This is a genomic window from Futiania mangrovi, from assembly GCF_024158125.1.
Taxonomy (GTDB): Bacteria; Pseudomonadota; Alphaproteobacteria; order Futianiales; family Futianiaceae; genus Futiania; species Futiania mangrovi.
Map to the genome: position 1 here is coordinate 1,123,274 of NZ_JAMZFT010000001.1, position 18,304 is coordinate 1,141,577.

Below are 18,304 nucleotides of genomic sequence, written 5' to 3' on the forward strand. Positions count from 1 at the left end.
GGTCATATAGGTCAGGCGGTGCGGCCGTGCAGGCGGGCGCGCGCCCGATCCTGTTCGATCAGCGGCAGGAGGCGGTGCATCTCGGGCCCGGCCTCGCGCCCCGTCAGCGCCTTGCGCAGCGGCAGGAAAAGCGCCTTGCCCTTGCGGCCGGTCTTCGCCTTGAGCGCGCCCGTCAGCGCGCCCCACGTCTCCTGGTCCCAAGGGGTTTCCGGCAGCAGACTAGCGGCGAGCGCCAGGAACTCCCGGTCCTCCTCCGCGATCTGCGGGGTCACGGGCTCGTTCACCACCGCCCACCAGTCGAGCACGCCGTCGATCCGGGTGATGTTCTCCCGCACCGTTTCCCAGAAGGCGACGCCGCCGAGCACACCCATCCGCTCCAGCCGCTCCGCCACCGCTGCATAGGGCGTCTCGGACAGGAGCTTTGCGTTCAGCGCCTCAAGCTCCCGCATGTCGAAGCGGGCAGGCGCGCGGCCGATCTTGCCGATGTCGAACTCCCCGATCAGCGTCGCGAGGTCTCCCCGCACCTCGACCGCGTCGGACGTGCCGAGCTTGGCAAGCAGCGACAACAGCGCCATCGGTTCCACCCCTTCCTCCCGCATGGAGGCGATGGAGAGCGAGCCGAGCCGCTTGGACAAGGGGCCGCCGTCGGCGTTCACGAGCAGCGGGTGATGGCCGAAGGCCGGCGGCGCGGCACCCAGCGCGCGGAAGATCTGGATCTGCACACCGGTATTGGCGACATGGTCCTCGCCCCGGATCACATGGGTGATCTTCTTGTCGACGTCATCCACGACGGAGCAGAGCGTGTAGAGATAGGTGCCGTCAGCGCGGATCAACACCGGGTCCGACAGCGAAGCCGCGTCGATGGTGACGTCGCCGCGGATCATGTCGGCCCAGCCTGTCGCCTCCTGGTCGAGGAGGAAGCGCCAGTGCGGGGTGCGCCCCTCCGCCTCGAACGCGGCCTTCTCCTCCGCCGTCAGCTTCAGCGCGGCGCGGTCGTAGACGGGCGGCAGGCCGCGGGCAAGCTGGCGCTTGCGCTTGCGCTCAAGCTCGTCGGCGGTCTCGTAGCAGGGATAGAGACGCCCCCCCGCAATCAGCAGGTCGCGCACCTCGTCATAGCGCGCCATGCGGTCCGACTGGCGCATGAAGTCGTCGTGCGAAAGCCCCAGCCATTCGAGGTCGCGCTCGATCCCCTTGGCGAACTCCTCCGTCGACCGTTCCCGGTCGGTGTCGTCGAGCCGCAGCAGGAAACCGCCGCCGGCGGCGCGCGCGAACAGCCAGTTGAGCAGCGCCGTGCGGACATTGCCGACGTGGATGCGCCCTGTCGGGCTCGGCGCGAAGCGGACGGTCACGGTCATCGGTCAGGCATCCGGTGTGCGAGCAAAGGAAGACGTTCGTGCCGCCTTATAGCGGCTTCGCGCGGGCAGCGCGAGGGGGCGCGCCCGCCTAGCCCTGCCGCGCGTCGCGGAAGGCGTTGGTGATCGGGTAACGGCGGTCGCGGCCGAAGTTGCGCGGGGAGATCTTGACCCCCGGCGCGGCCTGGCGGCGCTTGTACTCGGCGATGTAGACCAGGTGCTCGATACGCGCGACGGTCGCCCGGTCGAACCCACGCGCCGTCACCTCGTCGACCGAGCGATCCTCGTCCACCAGCCCGCGCAGGATCGCGTCCAGCACGTCGTAGGGGGGAAGCGAATCCTCGTCCTTCTGGTTCTCGCGCAGTTCCGCGGTGGGCGGCTTGTCTATGATCCGCTGCGGAATGACGCGGCCCGCGGGGCCGAGTGCGCCTTCGGGACGGTTCTGGTTGCGCCACTCCGACAGCGCGAAGACCTGTGTCTTGTAGAGGTCCTTCAGCGGATTGAAGCCGCCGCACATGTCCCCGTAGAGCGTGGCGTAGCCCACCGCGACCTCGGACTTGTTGCCGGTCGTGAGCAACATGGAGCCGAGCTTGTTGGAGACGCCCATCAGCAGGAGCCCGCGCATCCGGCTCTGCAGGTTCTCTTCCGTCACGTCGCGCGGCCGGTCGCCGAAGAGCGGCGCGAGCGCGGCCTCCGCCGCCGCCACGCCCTCGGCAATCGACACCGTGTCGTAGTGCACGCCCAGCGCGTCGGCGCAGGCCTGGGCGTCCTCGAGGCTCACCCCGCTCGTGAAGCGCGAAGGCAGCATGATCGTGTGGACCTTGTCGGGGCCAAGCGCGTCCGCCGCGATGGCCGCGGTCAGCGCGGAATCGATGCCGCCCGAGAGGCCGAGGACGACCGAGGGAAAACGGTTCTTGCGCACATAGTCGCGCAGGCCCCGCATGCAGGCCTGGTAGATCGCGGCATTGCCCTCCGGCACCGCCGGACGCTCTCCCGTCTCGCAGATCCAGCCGTCGCCCGACCGGCGCCAGTCGGTGATGCGGATCGCGTCGGTCCATGCGGGCATCTGGTGCGCGAGGCTGCAATCGCCGTTCAGCACGAAGCTGCCGCCGTCGAACACAAGCTCATCCTGGCCGCCAAGCTGGTTGACGTAGACAAGCGGCAGGCCGCTTTCGGTCACGCGGGCGATGGCCTGCTGCAGGCGGCGGTCGTGCTTCATCACCTCGAAGGGAGATGCGTTGATGGAGACGAGGATTTCTGCGCCCGTCTCCTCCAGGCACTCCGTCACGTCTGGGGCCCACATGTCCTCGCAGACCATGACGCCGACGCGCACGCCGCGCACGCCGACGGGTCCGGGCAAGGGCCCCTGCGCGAACACCCGCGGCTCGTCGAACACGCCATAGTTCGGCAGTTCGTGCTTGAAGCGCCGCGCCTCGATCCCGCCGCCCGCGAGGTGCAGCGCGGCGTTGAACACCTTGTCCTTCTCCGCCCACGGCACGCCCACGACGACGTCCGGCCCGCCGTCCGCGGTATCCGCCGCCAGCGCCTCGACCGCCGCCATGCACGCCTTCACGAAAGCGGGCTTGAGGACAAGGTCCTCCTGCGGGTAGCCGCTCAGGAAGCACTCCGTCAGGACCACGAGGTCGGCACCGGCCGCCGCGGCCTCGGCCCTCGCCGCGCGTGCGAGCGCCAGATTGCCCGCGAGGTCGCCGACGGTCGGATCAGCCTGGACGAGCGCGATACGGAGATGGTCTGTCATGGGCGGGCGGTCATGTACCCGGATTTGGGGCCTGTGCCGGGACGAAGGCAAGCCCCCGCCCCGGCGTGGATGGATGGTTCGGCCTCAGCTCGCCTTTGCGATCTGCCGGCGTTCCTCGACAAGGCCTTCCGCGATCAGGAACGCGAGGTCGAGCGACTGGCTGGCATTCAGGCGCGGGTCGCAATGGGTGTGGTACCGCTTGCTCAGGTCGCCTTCCCCGATGGCCTGCGCGCCGCCCAGACATTCGGTGACGTTCTGCCCCGTCATCTCGAAATGCACGCCGCCTGCATGCGTGCCTTCCGCCTGGTGGACGGCGAAGAACTGCTGCACCTCGCGCAGGATGCGGTCGAAGGGCCGCGTCTTGTAGCCGGTCGACGCCTTGATCGTGTTGCCGTGCATCGGGTCGCACGACCAGACGACGTGGCGCCCCTCGGCCTTGACCTTGCGCACCAGCTTCGGCAGGCCGTCGGTCACCTTGTCGGCGCCGAAGCGCGCGATCAGCGTCATGCGGCCCGGCTCGTTCTCCGGGTTCAGCAGGTCGATCAGGCGGATCAGTTCGTCCGGCTCCAGCGACGGGCCGCACTTCATGCCGATGGGGTTCTTCACACCACGGCAATACTCGATATGCGCGCCGTCCGGCTGGCGGGTGCGGTCGCCGATCCAGATCATGTGGGCCGACGTGTCGTACCAATCGCCGGTCGTGGAATCGACGCGCGTCATCGCCTGCTCATAAGGCAGCAGCAGCGCCTCGTGCGAGGTGTAGAAGTCCGTTTGCCGAAGCTGCGGCACCGTCGACGGGCTGACGCCGCAGGCTTCCATGAAGTCCAGCGCCTCGGAAATCTCGTCGGCGAGCTTGCGGTAACGCTCGGCCTCCGTGCTCTTGTCGACGAAGCCCAGCGTCCAGCGGTGGACGTTGTGCAGGTCGGCATAACCGCCCTGCGCGAACGCGCGGATCAGGTTCAGCGTCGCGGCTGCCTGGCTGTAGGCCTGGAGCATGCGCGCGGGGTCCGGCTGGCGGCCGTCATCCTCGAAATCCATCGAGTTGATGATGTCGCCGCGGTAGCTCGGAAGCTCCCGGTCGCCCTGCGTCTCCGTCGGCGCCGAGCGCGGCTTGGCAAACTGGCCGGCCATGCGGCCGACCTTCACGACGGGGCACTTGGCCGCATAGGTCAGGACGACCGCCATCTGCAGCAGCACGCGGAACGTGTCGCGGATGTTGTCCGGGTGGAACTCGGCAAAGCTTTCGGCGCAGTCGCCGCCCTGCAGCAGGAACGCCTTGCCCGCCGCAACCTCCGCGAGGCTTGCCTTGAGCTTACGCGCCTCGCCGGCGAAAACGAGCGGCGGATACTTCGCAAGCGTCGCCTCGACCTCCGACAGACGCCCGGCGTCCGGATAATCGGGAACCTGCTGGATCGGCTTGCTGCGCCAGCTTGCGGGAGACCATTGTTCAGCCATGCCACGATCACGGGCGCGTGGCACGCGCCCGCCCTTTCACTTGTCCTACCTCTTCTGCTTATAGTCCGAAGCGCCCGGCAATCTCAAACGAAACGCGCCCTCCGCTACTCCGCTGCTTCGGCGCGGATCCTCTCGCTGGGCTCGTACATGGTGACGAGTTCTTCCGCGGCCGTCGGGTGCACGGCCATGGTCCGGTCGAAGTCCGCCTTGGTCGCGCCCATCTTGACCGCGATGCCGAGGCATTGCGCCATCTCGCCCGCACCGTCGCCCAGGATGTGCAGGCCGACGACGCGGTCCGTCTTCGCGTCCACGACGATCTTCATGAGCATCCGCTCCTCGCGGCCCGACAGCGTGTGCTTCATCGGCCGGAAGCGTGCGCGGTAGATGTCGATGTCGCCCAGCGCCTGGCTGGCCTCGGCCTCCGTCATGCCGACGGTGCCGATCTCGGGCGTCGAGAAGACCGCGGTCGGGATCAGCTCGTGATCGGGGCGGGTCGGATTGCCGTTGAAGGCGGTCTCGACCATGCACATCGCTTCGTGAATGGCGACGGGGGTGAGGTTCACGCGGTCCGTCACGTCGCCCACGGCCCAGATGTTTGCCTGCGAGGTCCGCGAATATGCGTCGACCACGATGGCGCCCTTGTGGTTGGTCTCGACGCCGGCCGCATCGAGGCCGAGGCCAGCCGTGCGCGGGTCCCGCCCCAGCGCGAGCATGACCTGGTCGGCCATCGCCACGTCGCCGCCGGAAAGGTGGACGCGCAGGCCCTTCTCCGTTCTCTCGATCTTCTCGAACACCTGGTGGCAGAGGATGCGGATGCCGCGGGCCTCCATTTCCTGGTGCAGCATGTGGCGCACGTCGTCGTCGAAGCCGTTGAGGATCTCCATCCCGCGGTAGACGAGCGTGACCTCGCACCCCAGCCCCCGGAAGATGCCCGCGAACTCCACCGCGATGTAGCCGCCGCCGGCGATCATAATGTGCTTCGGCAAGGCGTCGAGGTGGAAAGCCTCGTTCGAGGTGATGCAGTGCTCGTGCCCGGGAAGCGCCGCGTGCGGATTGGGGATACCGCCCGTCGCAATCAGGATCTGGTCGGCGGTCACGGTCTTGCCGAGGCCCACGAGCCGAACCGTGTGCGCGTCCACGAGTTCGGCCCGGCAATCGAAGACCTCAGCCCCCGCCTTGCCGAGATTGCCCTTGTAGAGCCCTTCGAGCCGCGCGATCTCCTTGTCCTTGTTGGCGATCAGCGTCGGCCAGTCGAACGATCGCTCCCCCACGGACCAGCCATAGCCCGCCGCATCCTCGAACGCATCGGCGAAGTGGGAGGCGTAGACGAACAGCTTCTTCGGCACGCAGCCCCGGATCACGCAGGTTCCGCCGTAGCGATACTCCTCCGCGATGGCGACGCGCTTTCCGGCCTTCGCCGCCATGCGCGCCCCACGCACGCCGCCGGAACCGCCGCCGATCACGAAGAGATCGTAGTCGTAAGACACCATCGCCCGCTTCTCCTGCCTGAAAAGAGCCTGCTGGCCTACCTAGGCTGTCAGCACGCGGGTTTCACCCCCCGCCCCGATCACGACCGTGTCGCAGAGGCCGAGGAAGAGCCCGTGCTCCACGACGCCCGGAATGGCAACGAGGGCATCCGCCAGCGCCTCGGCGTCCGGGATCGCCTCGCACGCGCAGTCGAGGATGTAGTGCCCGCCATCGGTCACGAAGGGCGCGCCCTCGGTATCGGTGCGCAGGATCACGGGCGCGCCGTCGATGCCGCAGTCGCTCAGCGCGCGGCCGACGAGGATGCGCGTGGCGCCGAGCCCGAAGGGCACCACCTCGACCGGCAGGGGAAACTTGCCCAGCCGGTCTACCAGTTTCGATCCGTCCGCGATCACCAGCATGGAGGTCGAGGCCGCGGCCACGATCTTTTCGCGCAGCAGCGCGCCGCCACCGCCCTTGATCAGGCGCAGCGCCCCGTCCACCTCGTCCGCGCCGTCCACGGTGAGGTCGAGTTGCGGCGTGTCCTCCAGCGTGGTCAGCGGGATGGAGAGGGCGGCGGCCTGCGCCGCCGTCCGCTCCGACGTCGGGACGCAGACGACGTCGAGGCCCTGGGCCACCTTATCGCCCAGGGCGGCCACGAACTTCTCCGCCGTGGAGCCGGTGCCGAGGCCGAGGCGCATGCCCGGCTTCACCCACTCCAGCGCGCGGCGCGCCGCGGCCTTCTTGTCGTCGTCTGCGCTCATGTGTCAGATCCCGCCCATGCAGAGGTATTTCACCTCCAGATAATCCTCTATCCCGTAGTGGGAGCCCTCGCGGCCCACACCCGATTCCTTCACGCCGCCGAAGGGCGCGACCTCGGTCGAGATGATGCCGGTGTTGATGCCGACGATGCCGTACTCGACCCCCTCGGCCACGCGCCAGACCCGCCCGATGTCGCGGGCGTAGAAATAGGCGGCAAGGCCGAATTCCGTGTCGTTGGCGAGGCCGATCACCTCCTCGTCCGTCTCGAACCGGAAGAGCGGCGCGACGGGGCCGAACGTCTCCTCGCGCGCGACCTTCATGTCCTGGGTCACGCCGGTGAGGACCGTCGGTTCGAAGAAGCTGTGGCCGAGGTCGCTGCGCTTGCCGCCCAGCACGATCTTGGCGCCCTTGGAGGTGGCGTCGGCGATATGCTCCTCCACCTTCTCCACGGCCGCCATGTCGATCAGCGGACCTTGCGTCACGCCCTCCTCGAAGCCGCTGCCGACCTTGAGCTTCTTCACGGCCGCCGAAAGCTTCTCCGCGAAGGCGTCGTAGACACCCGCCTGCACATAGATCCGGTTCGCGCACACGCAGGTCTGGCCCATGTTGCGGTACTTCGACGCAATCGCCCCCTCGACCGCGGCGTCGAGGTCGGCATCGTCGAACACGATGAAGGGCGCGTTGCCGCCAAGCTCCATCGAGACCTTCTTCACGGTCGCCGCGCATTGCTCCATCAGCACCTTGCCGATCTCGGTCGAGCCGGTGAAGGTCAGCTTGCGCACGGTGGGGTTGCCGGTCATCTCCGCACCGATCTTGCGGGCCGAACCCGTGACGACGGAGAAGATGCCCGCAGGCACACCCGCCCGTTCCGCGAGTTCTGCAAGCGCCAGCGCCGACAGCGGCGTCGCGGAGGCGGGCTTCAGCACCATCGGGCAGCCCGCGGCGAGCGCAGGACCCGCCTTGCGCGTGATCATCGCGGCGGGGAAGTTCCACGGCGTGATCGCGGCACAGACACCGATCGGCTGCTTGATGACGACGATGCGCTTGTCGGCCTGGTGGCCGGGGATCGTGTCGCCGTAGACGCGCTTTCCTTCCTCGCCGAACCACTCGATGAAGGAGGCGGCGTAGGCCACCTCGCCCTTGGCTTCGGCCAGCGGCTTTCCCTGCTCCGCCGTCATGATGGCGGCGAGGTCGTCCTGGTTCGCCATCATCAGGTCGAACCAGCGGCGCAGCACGACCGCGCGCTCCTTCGCGGTCTTCGCGCGCCATGCGCCCCACGCGGCGTCGGCAGCCGCGATGGCGCGGCGCGTCTCGTCAACGCCCATGTCCGGCACGGTCGCGATGACCTCGCCCGTCGCTGGGTTCGTGACCTCGAAGGTCTTGCCGCTGTCCGCGTCGACCCACTTGCCGTTGATGTAGCACTGCTGGCGCAGCAGCTTGGGGTCGTTGAGCTTGAGTGTGGTCATCGTCATCCCTCCCGGTCCGCGTTGGCGGGACCCTTGTCCTTCAAAACTTCGGGCGTGAGCCTAGCCGGGCCGCGCGCGAAGTCAAAGGCGAAGGCGGGGATAGGCGATGCGACGTTCCCGCACGCCTGCGGAGCCGCACGCCTCAGGGCATATCGTCGCGGTTGCCGGGCAGGTACATGGCCCCGTCGCTGCCGTCGAGGCGGGCGTCGGGCGAGCGCCGCGTGCGCACCGCCTCGGCCTCCAGCCGGGCGACGCGGGCCTGCAGGTCGGCAAGCTGGCGCATGATCTCGGGATTGGCGCTGTTCGCCATCGCGCCCTGAAGCTGGGCCACGTGGATCGTCACCTGCTTGAGATCCGAAGACAGCCCCTCGACCTGCTTCGCCTGGTCCTCGATCCGGTCGAACAGGGTCGCGAGCCTCTTGTTGAGCGTGGTGAGACTATCGAGCCAGCCCACGCCCGCGCCCCCCTTCCCCGTCGTCCAACGGCGGCAGGCCCCCGAGAATTGCCGCAATCTCCGCCCGGTTGGCGTCCACGCGCTTCATCGAAAGCCGAAGCGCCTTCTCGGTGCGTTGCGCGTGCGCGGCGCTGACGCTCAGCAGCAGGGTAGCCATGGCTTCCTCGCCATCGTGCCCGGGCTGCGCGGCGGCGAGCGCGGCCTCCACGGCCTCCGGCGGGATCGCCTGTTCGCCGCGCGCCCGCGCCAGCTTGGCAACGAGGGTGCGGCCCGGTCCGCGCAGCTTCAAACGGGGCTGATCGTCGCTCGCGGGGAGCGAGGGGCTGTCATCTTCGTCGCCACCCGCCACGCCCGCGCCGGGAATCATGACACGCGCACCGGGTCGCACTGCGCCGGCGTCGAGCGCGCTCAGATGGACGAAGACATCCGGCCCGCCGTCGTCCGGCGAGATGAAGGCATAGCCCTTCGCGGCATTGAGGAACTTGATGCGCCCGCGCACGGCGGGACGGTCGGGGCCACGCGCGGCAGCCCCTCCCGACAGGAACTGCGAAGGGTCTTCCGACCTGGATTTTCCCATGTCTGCCCATGCACTCCCATGCAGTCCCAAAGTCTTGCACACTATAGACCGTCACAAGGCCGCGCGCAAAACCTTGGGCGCGTGGGTTATTCGACGGTGACGGACTTGGCGAGATTGCGCGGCTGGTCCACGTCGGTCCCCTTCGCCACCGCCGTGTGATAGGCGAGAAGCTGGATCGGGATCGAATAGAGAATGGGCGCCACGAACGGGTCGGCGTCCGGCATGACGATGGTGTGCCAGGCGCTGTCGCCCGCACGCTCCGCCCCCGTCTTGTCGGTGATGAGGATCACGCGGCCGCCGCGCGCCATCACCTCCTGCATGTTGGAGACGGTCTTGTCGAACAGCTCGTCCGACGGCGCGAGCACGATCACCGGCACGTTCTCGTCGATCAGCGCGATGGGGCCGTGCTTCAGCTCGCCAGAGGCATAGCCCTCGGCATGGATGTAGCTGATTTCCTTGAGCTTCAGCGCCCCTTCGAGCGCCAGCGGGTACATCGCCCCACGCCCCAGGTAGAGCACGTCGCGCGCCTTGGCGAGGTCGTGCGCCACCTCGCCCATTACCTCGTCGAGGTGCAGGGCCACGTTCATCAGGCGCGGCAGTTCGGCGAGCGTGCGCGTCAGCCGCTTGCGCTCGTCCGCGTCGATGGACCCGCGCGCCTCCCCCGCAGCGATGGCGAGCAGGGCGAGCGTGGTGAGCTGGCAGGTAAAAGCCTTGGTCGAGGCGACCCCGATCTCCGGCCCCGCGTTGGTCGGATAGAGCACGTCCGATTCCCGCGCAATCGCGCTTTCCGGCACGTTGACGATGCCGGCGATGTGCTGGCCCTGCTCCTTGGCGAGCCGCAGCGCGGTCAGCGTGTCGATGGTCTCTCCCGACTGGGAGACGAAGATCGACAGCCCGCCCTTGACGAGCGGCGGGTTGCGGTAACGGAACTCCGACGCGATGTCGGTCTCGGCGGGCAGGCGCGCCACCTGCTCGAACCAGTATTTCGCGACCGCGCAGGCGAAATGCGCCGTGCCGCAAGCTACCATCGTGACCTTCGGCAGCGCCGCCCAGTCGTAGGGCGCGGCGGGAAGCTCCACCGTCTCCGTCATCGGGCGGTAGAAGGTCGACAGCGTGTGGCCTACGACTTCCGGCTGCTCGTGGATTTCCTTCGCCATGAAGTGGCGGTGGTTGCCCTTGTCGACCAGGACGGACGAGACGGAAACCACCTTCACCGGCCGCTCGACCCGGTTGCCGGCCTCGTCATGGATCACGGCGCCTTCGCGGGTCAGAACCGCCCAGTCGCCATCCTCCAGATAGGTCACGCGGTTGGTCATCGGCGCGAGCGCGAGCGCGTCGGAACCCACGTACATCTCCCCCTCGCCCCAGCCGATGGCGAGCGGGCTGCCGCGCCGGGCGGCGACCATCAGGTCATGCTCGCCCCGGAAGATGAAGGCGAGCGCGAACGCCCCTTCCAGCCGCGACAGGGTTGCCGCCGCCGCGTCCTGCGGCGTGAGGCCGGCGTTCAGGTACTTGGTGACCAGGTGGACGACGGTCTCCGTGTCGGTCTCGCTGGCGAACGCCGCGCCTTCGGCCTCGAGCTCCCGGCGCAGTGCGCGGAAGTTCTCGATGATGCCGTTGTGGACGACGGCTACGCGGTCCGTGGCGTGCGGATGCGCGTTGCCTTCGGTCGGGCTGCCGTGCGTGGCCCAGCGGGTGTGGCCGATGCCGACCGCGCCGGAGATCGGCGCCTGCTGCAGCATCCCTGCGAGATTGCCGAGCTTGCCGGAGGCGCGCCGCCGCTCGATATGCCCGTTCACGACGGTCGCCACGCCCGCGGAATCGTATCCCCGGTATTCGAGCCGCTTCAACGCCTCAACCAGGCGGGGGGCCACGTCACCCTTGCCGAGAATGCCGACAATACCGCACATCTTGTATCGTTCCCTTGTTCGTACGCCGTCTCGATTTTCCTGGTCGGGCCGGTCAGCCCGCCTTCTTGCGCTGCTGCTTGCGGGCGCGATGGCGCGCCGCCCAGCCGTCGATGATCTTCAGGTCGGGCCGCGACACGGCGAGGGCGTCGCGCGGCACGTCCTTCGTCACCACGGTCCCGGAGCCGGTATACGCCCCGTCCGCGATGGCCACCGGCGCGATCAGCAGCGTGTCGGAGCCGATGAAGGCGCCCGCGCCGATGTCCGTGTGGCTCTTGGTGAAGCCGTCGTAGTTGCAGGTGATGGTACCCGCCCCGATGTTGGCGCGCGCGCCCACCCGGGCGTCCCCGATATAGGAGAGGTGGTTCACCTTCGCACCCTCCTCGATCCGTGCCTTCTTGATCTCGACGAAATTCCCGATGTGCGCGTCCACGCCGATCTCCGCCCCCGGGCGCAGACGGGCGAAGGGCCCGACAGTCGCGCCGGACGCGACGCGCGCACCTTCCAGATGGCAGAACGCGCGGATTTCCACGTGATCCTCGATCACGACGCCGGGACCGAAGACCACGTTCGGGCCTATCACCACGTCGCGGCCGATCTGCGTATCCCAGGAGAGGTGCACGGACGCGGGGTCGAGCATGGTCGCCCCCTCCTCCATCGCGCGACGGCACAGACGCTCCTGCAGGATGCCTTCGGCTTCGGCCAGTTCCACGCGGCTGTTGACGCCCAACACCTCGGTCTCGTCCGCCTCGACCACGGCGCAGGAAAGGCCCTGCTCCCGCGCGATGCCGACGATGTCGGTCAGGTAGAACTCGCCCTTGGCGTTCGCATTGCCGACCCGGTCCACTAGGTCCCAGACCTTCGCGCCGTCCACCAGCATGACGCCGGAATTGCAGAGATCGACGGCAAGTTCGTCGGCGTTGGCGTCCTTCGCCTCCACGATGCGGTCGAGACGCCCCTCGCCGTCGAGGATCAGGCGGCCATAGGCGCCCGGATCGTCGGGACGGAAGCCGAGGACGACGACCGACGCGCCCGCGGCGCGCTGCACGCGCATGTCCTCGATCGATTGCGCCGTGATGAGCGGGGTATCGGCATAAAGAACCAGCACGTCGCCCGCGGCACCCTTTACCAGCGGTTCGGCCTTGCCGACGGCGTGCGCGGTGCCGAGCTGCGGCTCCTGCACCGCGGTTTCGGCCGCGACCGGGTGCGCCGCGGCGGCCTGCGCGACGGCCTCTCCGCCATGCCCCACGACAACCACTGTCCGCTGCGCCTCAAGCGTTCCGCACAGGTCGAGCACATGGTCGAGCATGGCGCGCCCCGCCAGCCGGTGCAGGACCTTGGGCGTGTCCGACTTCATGCGCGTGCCCTTGCCGGCGGCAAGGACGATGCAGCTGAGCGGCGTGCGGGCAAACTTTGTGTCCATGGGGGCGCGTTTCCGTTCTCAGACCTGTCCTGCGCGAATACACCTTGTCGAAGGCGCCTGCGCTTGCGAAATCAATCTTGGTTTCTCACCGTTTCCGTGACGGTTGCCAATCGTGCTGTTACCGGAGAATGACAGCATTTCCGTAAATCGGGGTTAATGGAGCACGCGCGTGAGCCTTCCAGCAGGCCTGCCCTTTTCCAGCATCGTCTTCGATCTCGACGGCACGCTGGTCGACACCGCCCCCGATCTCGCGGCGGCGCTGAACCATGTCCTGGATCATGCAGGCCGCCGCCCGGTCGATTTGCAAGAGGTACGCCAGCTTGTCGGGCGCGGTGCGCGCGTCGCCATCGAGCGGGGCCTGACGCTCACCGGGGCGCCGGAGGAGCGGCCCGAGATCCTCGACGACTATTTCGCCCGCTTCCTTGCCTATTATGGCGACAACATCTGCGCGGGCAGCCGCCCTTTCCCCAATGCCGTTGAAACGGTTGAGACTTTCCGGGCACAAGGCGCGCGCACGGGCATCTGCACCAACAAGCCGCAGGTGCTGACCGACGGGCTGATGCGGGCACTGAACCTCGCCGACCGCTTCGAAGCGATCGTCGGCGCCGATTCCGTGCCCGCCCGAAAGCCCGACCCCGGCCACCTGTTCGAAACGATACGCCGCATGGGGGGAGAGCCTGCCTCCGCCGTCCTGATCGGGGACAGCGAAACAGACGTGAAGACTGCACGCGCGGCTGGAATCCCGGTGATCGCGGTCAGTTTCGGCTACACGGTGACGCCGGCCCATGCCCTCGGCGCCGATGCGGTGATCGACGATTTCGCCGAGCTGGCGGACGCATTGGCGCGTCTTGCGCGTTCGGCGGCTTGACGCGGGGCGCGCGCTGGCTTAAAGCACGCGCCGCTGAGGGCGATTAGCTCAGTTGGTAGAGCACTGTGTTCACATCGCAGGGGTCGCTGGTTCGAGTCCAGCATCGCCCACCATCCCTCACCCGCGCCGGACCCTACGACCCGTGCGCCCCCGAAGCGGAGGGGCGCGGGCGCGGAGCCGTCTTGCACACCGGGGCGCGGGACGCGATATCGCGCCCATGAGCATCGGCCCCGCGGCTGGGCCAGGAGGCGCGCGAAGGCAGCGAACATGAGCGAGACAACACCCCAGAAGCATGCCACCGACACCCTCGCCGGGGGATTATCGGCGCACTCGGCGCTGGTGCTGTTCTCGGGCGGGCAGGATTCGGCGACGTGCCTTGCCTGGGCGCTCGACACCTTCGCGCATGTGGAGACCGTGGGCTTCGACTATGGCCAGCGTCACAAGGTCGAGCTTGAGGTGCGCGGGCGCTTTCTCGACGGCCTGAAGCGCGCGTTTCCCGCGTGGGGCCGGAAGCTCGGCCCCGATCACATGCTCGATCTCGGCGTGCTGGGCGCGGTGAGCGAGACGGCGCTGACCCGCGACCGCGAGATCGAGATGACGGAAGCGGGCCTGCCCTCGACCTTCGTGCCGGGGCGCAACCTCCTGTTCTTCACGCTGGCGGCTGCACTGGGCTACCGGCGGAGCACCCGGCACCTCGTCGGCGGCATGTGCGAGACGGACTATTCCGGCTACCCCGACTGCCGCGACGACACGCTGAAGGCGTTGCAGGTTGCCCTCTCGCTGGGCCTCGATGCGCGGGTGACCGTGCACACGCCGCTCATGTGGATCGACAAGGCCCGGACGTGGGAGATGGCGGACGCGCTGGGCGGCGCGGCGCTGGTCGCACTGATCGCGGAGGAGACGCACACCTGCTACCTCGGCGACCGCACGACGCGCCACGACTGGGGCTATGGCTGCGGAAGGTGCCCGGCGTGCGAACTGCGCGCCGCGGGCTGGGACCGCTGGACGGCTGCGCGATGACCTACCAGGTGAAGGAGATCTTCTACACGCTGCAAGGCGAAGGCGCGCGCGCTGGGCGTCCCGCTGTGTTCCTGCGCTTTGCCGGCTGCAACCTGTGGTCGGGGCTGGAGCGCGACCGGGCGAGCGCGGTCTGCACCTTCTGCGACACGGACTTCGTGGGCACCGACGGCCCCGGCGGCGGCAAGTTCCGGTCTGCCGATGCACTCGCCGACGCCGTGGCGACGGCATGGCCGGGGGAAGCGGGCGGCGCCCCTTACGTCGTGTGCACGGGCGGTGAGCCCCTGCTGCAGCTCGACGCGCCCCTCATCGATGCGCTGCACGCGCGCGGGTTCGAGATCGCGGTGGAAACGAACGGCACGATCGCCGCGCCCGACGGCATCGACTGGATCTGCGTCAGCCCGAAGGCCGCCGCACCCGTCGTGCAGACGCGCGGGCACGAACTGAAGCTCGTCTACCCCCAGGCCGACGCGCTGCCGGAGCGGTTCGAGGGGCTGGACTTCGCGGCCTTCTACCTGCAGCCCATGGACGGGCCGGACCGCGCGCTTCACACGCAGGCCGCCATCGGCTATTGCCTCGCCCATCCGAAATGGCGCCTGAGCCTGCAGACCCACAAGATCCTTGGCATCCCATGACCCGCCCCATCGTCGAGATATCGAAGGAATTCCGCTTCGAGGCGGCGCACTTCCTGCCCTATGCGGGGGAGGACAGCCCGAACCGGCGGATGCACGGCCATTCCTTCCGCGCCGTCATCACGCTGCGTGGAATGCCCGACCCGGAGACCGGATTGCTCAAGCATTTCGGTGAGTTGGCAGCCGCGCTGGAGACGGTGCGCAGGGAACTGGACCACCGTCTCCTGAACGATGTGGACGGGCTGGGCTACCCGACGCTCGAACTCATCGCCATCTGGATCTGGGACCGGCTGATCGAGGATTTCGACGCGCTGGTCGCGGTTGCGGTTCACCGCGATTCCTGCGGCGAGTCCTGCATCTTCCGCGGCGAGGAAGAGTACGAGGAGGGCGAGGAATGAGCGGCGAGACAATCCGCACCACGCAACTCGGCCACGCGGTCGAGACGCCGGAGAGCCCGGAAAAGGCCGTGCTGGAGGCCGTGCCGGCCCCGCACCGCGATGTGGATTACGTCGCGCGCTTCGTGTGCCCGGAGTTCACCTCGCTCTGCCCCGTGACGGGCCAGCCGGATTTCGCGCATCTCGTCATCGACTACATCCCGGACGAATTCCTGATCGAATCCAAGAGCCTGAAGCTCTTTCTTCAGTCTTTCCGCAATCATGGCGCCTTTCACGAGGATTGCACCGTCGCGGTCGGCCGCCGGATCGTCGAGTCGGCCAGGCCGAAATGGCTGCGCATCGGCGGCTACTGGTATCCCCGCGGGGGCATCCCCATCGACGTGTTCTGGCAGACGGGCGAGCCGCCGAAGGGCGTCTGGATCCCCGATCAGGGTGTGCCGCCCTATCGCGGCAGGGGCTGAAGGCCGGGCCCCACTTCCGCGCCCGACGGCAGCGGGGCACCGGGCGCCCCGATCCAACCGAGAATATCCTGATAGACCGTCTCGCGCTGCAGGTCGCGCAGCAGCATGTGCCAGCCGTCGGGGTAGAGCGCGATGCGTGCACCTTCTGGCAGGCGTTCGGCGACCTGTGCTACCGCCTCCTTCGGGATCAGCGCGTCCTTCTTCCCATAGAGCAGCAGCACCGGGGGCTTCACCTCGCCCGCGGCCTTCTGCGCGGCATCCATCAGGCGGACCAAACCGAACACCACGTCGGCGCGCGTCTGCTTGAGGAACAGCGGGTCGCGGCCGTTCTCGATCAGGGCTTCCATGTTGTCGCTCGCCCGGATGCCGGTGCCGTCCCCGGTCATCGGCCACCAGGGGGCGAGGCGCACCACGAAGTCGAGCGCGGCACGGTAGAAATCCGGCATCGTCTCCAGTCCCCACACGGCGGGTGCCACGAGGATGAGCCCCTCGACCGGCGGCGCGCCCTCGCCCGACAGCGCGGTCATGGCGACCGCACCGCCCATGCTGAGCCCCGCGACATGGACCGGCACGCCCGGATGCCGCGCGCGGACGAGCGCGATCACGTCCTGCAGGTCGGCGGCGAGCGCGGCCTCCCCCGCCCACAGGCCGCGCCCCGGCGCCTGCCCGAAGCCGCGCTGGTCATAGGCGTAAACCGTCACGCCATGCGCCGCGAGCCACGGTCCCGGATAGCGGAACGCACCCGAGTAATCGTTGAGGCCATGCACACCGATCAGCACGGCGCGGGGGCCCTCCGCCTGCCATGTCCGATAGGGAAGCGCCGCGCCGTCCGGCATCACGAAGGCCACGCCATTGGTGCTCGCCGGAACGCTCGGCGTTCCCCGGCCCATGACGACAGGCTGGGCGCAGGCCGCAAGCGCGAGCAGACCGGCGAGGAAAAGGAGCCTCAGGACCCGCACAACCGCCTCACCTCGCGCCGCAGGACGGGCAGAACCTCCGCCTCGAACCAGGGATTGCGCTTGAGCCAGGCGGTGTTGCGCCAGGACGGATGCGGCAGCGGCAGCGCATCCGGCAGATAGGCCTGCCAGTTCCGGACCGTGTCGGTCAGCGTCGGCCGGGCGGCCTTCCCAAGATGCCAGGCCTGCGCATATTGGCCGATGACGAGGGTCAGTTGGACGTGCGGCAGCGCCGCCATGATCCGGGCGCGCCAGAGTGGCGCACACTCCCGCCGCGGGGGCAGGTCGCCGCCCTTCCCATCCTGCCCCGGAAAGCAGAAGCCCATGGGCACGATGGCGATGCGGGAGGTGTCGTAGAACGTCTCCCGGTCCAGGCCCATCCAGTCGCGCAACCGGTCGCCCGAGCGGTCGTCGAAGGGGATGCCGCTTTCATGCACGCGCGTGCCGGGCGCCTGCCCCGCGATCAGCAGGCGCGCAGAGGCTGCGGCGCGCACCACCGGCCGCGGCTCGTGCGGCAGGTCGCAGGCGCGGCAGGCCCGCACCTGCGCCAGCAGCGACTCGAATTCCGGATGGGATGCGTCCGCAACGGTCATGTGCGGGAGACTTCACCCGCCACGCGGCGAAATCAAGACGGCGGGACCCGGCACCCGGCCCCGCCGCCCGTTTGCATGGCTTCAGGCCGCGGCGCTCGGCCGGGCGGCGATCTCGCCCATCCAGCGGGTGAGGTTCTTGTAGGTCTCGTCCGGCTGCAGCTTGACGACCTTGCCGAACTGCACACCGACGAAGCCCGTGATGTCGGCGATGGAGAAGTTCTCGCCCGCGATGAAGGGACGGGTCGCAAGTTCCCGGTCCATCCACTCCCACGACGCGCGGACCTTGTCGACGTTCGCCTGGCCCCAGTCCTGGCACTGCGGCACCTCCAGCGGCGCCATGGCCGGGTGCGTGTGGCGGAACACCATGGCGGTGGCGAAGAGAACGCCGAACTCCATGCGCCGGTTCCACATCTCCACCAGCGCCCTTTCGAGCGGCGTCGCGCCGAACAGTGGCGGCTCGGGCTGCAACTCCTCGAAATAGCGGCAGATGGCGACCGATTCCGTGATCACCGTGCCATCGTCGAGTTCCAGCGCGGGCAGGAGCGCCTGCGGGCTCTTGGCCCGGTATTCGGGCGTCTTGTGCTCCTGCTTCATGATGTCGACAGGGACGAGGTCGACCTTGATCCCCTTCTCTGCCAGGAACATGCGCACGCGCCGCGGGTTCGGCGCCATCTTGGAGTCGTAGAGCTTCACGGCGGCTGGTCTCCCCTTTCGTGCGGCCCCGTTGCCGGGCCGTCTCGCATCCTGGGGCGACGGTAGAGGG

18 protein-coding genes and 1 tRNA gene are annotated in these 18,304 nt (G+C 68.6%); 6 read left to right on the forward strand and 13 right to left on the reverse strand.

All coding sequences use genetic code 11. The features are described 5' to 3' along the window. Nucleotides 1-11: 11 nt before the first annotated feature. From gltX to glmU, 10 genes are all read right to left on the reverse strand, one after another. On the reverse strand, nt 12-1,355 hold the full coding sequence (gene gltX, locus NJQ99_RS05375) for a glutamate--tRNA ligase (RefSeq protein ID WP_269331763.1): 1,344 nt from the start codon (nt 1,353-1,355) through the stop codon (nt 12-14). Nucleotides 1,356-1,443: 88 nt separating this feature from the next. Beyond that, the gene (locus tag NJQ99_RS05380; protein WP_269331764.1) at nt 1,444-3,111 is read right to left on the reverse strand and encodes an NAD+ synthase; all 1,668 of its coding nucleotides are present in this window, start codon (nt 3,109-3,111) and stop codon (nt 1,444-1,446) included. Between the two features lie 84 nt (nt 3,112-3,195). Continuing rightward, on the reverse strand, nt 3,196-4,566 hold the full coding sequence (locus NJQ99_RS05385; protein ID WP_269331765.1) for a class II 3-deoxy-7-phosphoheptulonate synthase: 1,371 nt from the start codon (nt 4,564-4,566) through the stop codon (nt 3,196-3,198). 104 nt (nt 4,567-4,670) lie between these two features. Further along, nucleotides 4,671-6,056: a glutathione-disulfide reductase gene (gor, locus tag NJQ99_RS05390; RefSeq protein WP_269331766.1), complete on the reverse strand. Its 1,386-nt coding sequence runs from the start codon at nt 6,054-6,056 to the stop codon at nt 4,671-4,673. A 39-nt stretch (nt 6,057-6,095) separates the two neighbouring features. Further along, nucleotides 6,096-6,794: a ribose-5-phosphate isomerase RpiA gene (gene rpiA, locus NJQ99_RS05395; protein ID WP_269331767.1), complete on the reverse strand. Its 699-nt coding sequence runs from the start codon at nt 6,792-6,794 to the stop codon at nt 6,096-6,098. Between the two features lie 3 nt (nt 6,795-6,797). Further along, nucleotides 6,798-8,258 carry an NADP-dependent succinate-semialdehyde dehydrogenase gene (gene gabD / locus NJQ99_RS05400; RefSeq protein ID WP_269332082.1) on the reverse strand — a complete coding sequence of 487 codons (1,461 nt, stop codon included), beginning with the start codon at nt 8,256-8,258 and terminating at the stop codon, nt 6,798-6,800. Nucleotides 8,259-8,400: 142 nt separating this feature from the next. Beyond that, the gene (locus NJQ99_RS05405) at nt 8,401-8,712 is read right to left on the reverse strand and encodes a hypothetical protein (protein ID WP_269331768.1); all 312 of its coding nucleotides are present in this window, start codon (nt 8,710-8,712) and stop codon (nt 8,401-8,403) included. After that, nucleotides 8,696-9,289, reverse strand: coding sequence for a cold-shock protein (locus tag NJQ99_RS16275; protein WP_331283261.1), 594 nt, complete (start codon nt 9,287-9,289; stop codon nt 8,696-8,698). The genes NJQ99_RS05405 and NJQ99_RS16275 overlap by 17 nt, the downstream gene beginning before the upstream one ends. Nucleotides 9,290-9,375: 86 nt before the next feature. Continuing rightward, nucleotides 9,376-11,199, reverse strand: a complete 1,824-nt coding sequence (glmS, locus tag NJQ99_RS05415) for a glutamine--fructose-6-phosphate transaminase (isomerizing) (RefSeq protein WP_269331769.1) — start codon at nt 11,197-11,199, stop codon at nt 9,376-9,378. A gap of 52 nt (nt 11,200-11,251) precedes the next feature. Continuing rightward, a complete protein-coding gene (gene glmU / locus NJQ99_RS05420) occupies nt 11,252-12,619 on the reverse strand; it encodes a bifunctional UDP-N-acetylglucosamine diphosphorylase/glucosamine-1-phosphate N-acetyltransferase GlmU (protein ID WP_269331770.1) in 1,368 nt (455 codons plus the stop codon). A 169-nt stretch (nt 12,620-12,788) separates the two neighbouring features. On the opposite strand from glmU, the gene gph reads away from it, so the two are divergent. From gph to queF, 6 genes are all read left to right on the forward strand, one after another. Next, nucleotides 12,789-13,487: a phosphoglycolate phosphatase gene (gene gph, locus NJQ99_RS05425; RefSeq protein ID WP_269331771.1), complete on the forward strand. Its 699-nt coding sequence runs from the start codon at nt 12,789-12,791 to the stop codon at nt 13,485-13,487. 37 nt (nt 13,488-13,524) lie between these two features. Continuing rightward, nucleotides 13,525-13,600, forward strand: a tRNA-Val gene (locus NJQ99_RS05430). Between the two features lie 154 nt (nt 13,601-13,754). Further along, entirely contained in the window at nt 13,755-14,507 is a 753-nt protein-coding gene (gene queC, locus NJQ99_RS05435) for a 7-cyano-7-deazaguanine synthase QueC (RefSeq protein WP_269331772.1), read from the forward strand. Continuing rightward, nucleotides 14,504-15,139, forward strand: coding sequence for a 7-carboxy-7-deazaguanine synthase (gene queE / locus NJQ99_RS05440; RefSeq protein ID WP_269331773.1), 636 nt, complete (start codon nt 14,504-14,506; stop codon nt 15,137-15,139). Before queC ends, queE begins: the two co-directional genes overlap by 4 nt. Further along, entirely contained in the window at nt 15,136-15,534 is a 399-nt protein-coding gene (locus tag NJQ99_RS05445; RefSeq protein ID WP_269331774.1) for a 6-pyruvoyl trahydropterin synthase family protein, read from the forward strand. Before queE ends, NJQ99_RS05445 begins: the two co-directional genes overlap by 4 nt. Next, the gene (gene queF, locus NJQ99_RS05450) at nt 15,531-15,992 is read left to right on the forward strand and encodes a preQ(1) synthase (protein ID WP_269331775.1); all 462 of its coding nucleotides are present in this window, start codon (nt 15,531-15,533) and stop codon (nt 15,990-15,992) included. The genes NJQ99_RS05445 and queF overlap by 4 nt, the downstream gene beginning before the upstream one ends. Here queF and NJQ99_RS05455 read toward each other — a convergent pair. From NJQ99_RS05455 to NJQ99_RS05465, 3 genes are all read right to left on the reverse strand, one after another. Further along, the gene (locus NJQ99_RS05455) at nt 15,974-16,951 is read right to left on the reverse strand and encodes an alpha/beta hydrolase (protein ID WP_269331776.1); all 978 of its coding nucleotides are present in this window, start codon (nt 16,949-16,951) and stop codon (nt 15,974-15,976) included. The genes queF and NJQ99_RS05455 overlap by 19 nt on opposite strands. Continuing rightward, nucleotides 16,939-17,541, reverse strand: a complete 603-nt coding sequence (locus NJQ99_RS05460; protein WP_269331777.1) for a uracil-DNA glycosylase family protein — start codon at nt 17,539-17,541, stop codon at nt 16,939-16,941. Before NJQ99_RS05460 ends, NJQ99_RS05455 begins: the two co-directional genes overlap by 13 nt. Nucleotides 17,542-17,622: 81 nt before the next feature. Then, on the reverse strand, nt 17,623-18,234 hold the full coding sequence (locus NJQ99_RS05465) for a glutathione S-transferase family protein (protein ID WP_269331778.1): 612 nt from the start codon (nt 18,232-18,234) through the stop codon (nt 17,623-17,625). Between the last annotated feature and the right edge of the window lie 70 nt (nt 18,235-18,304).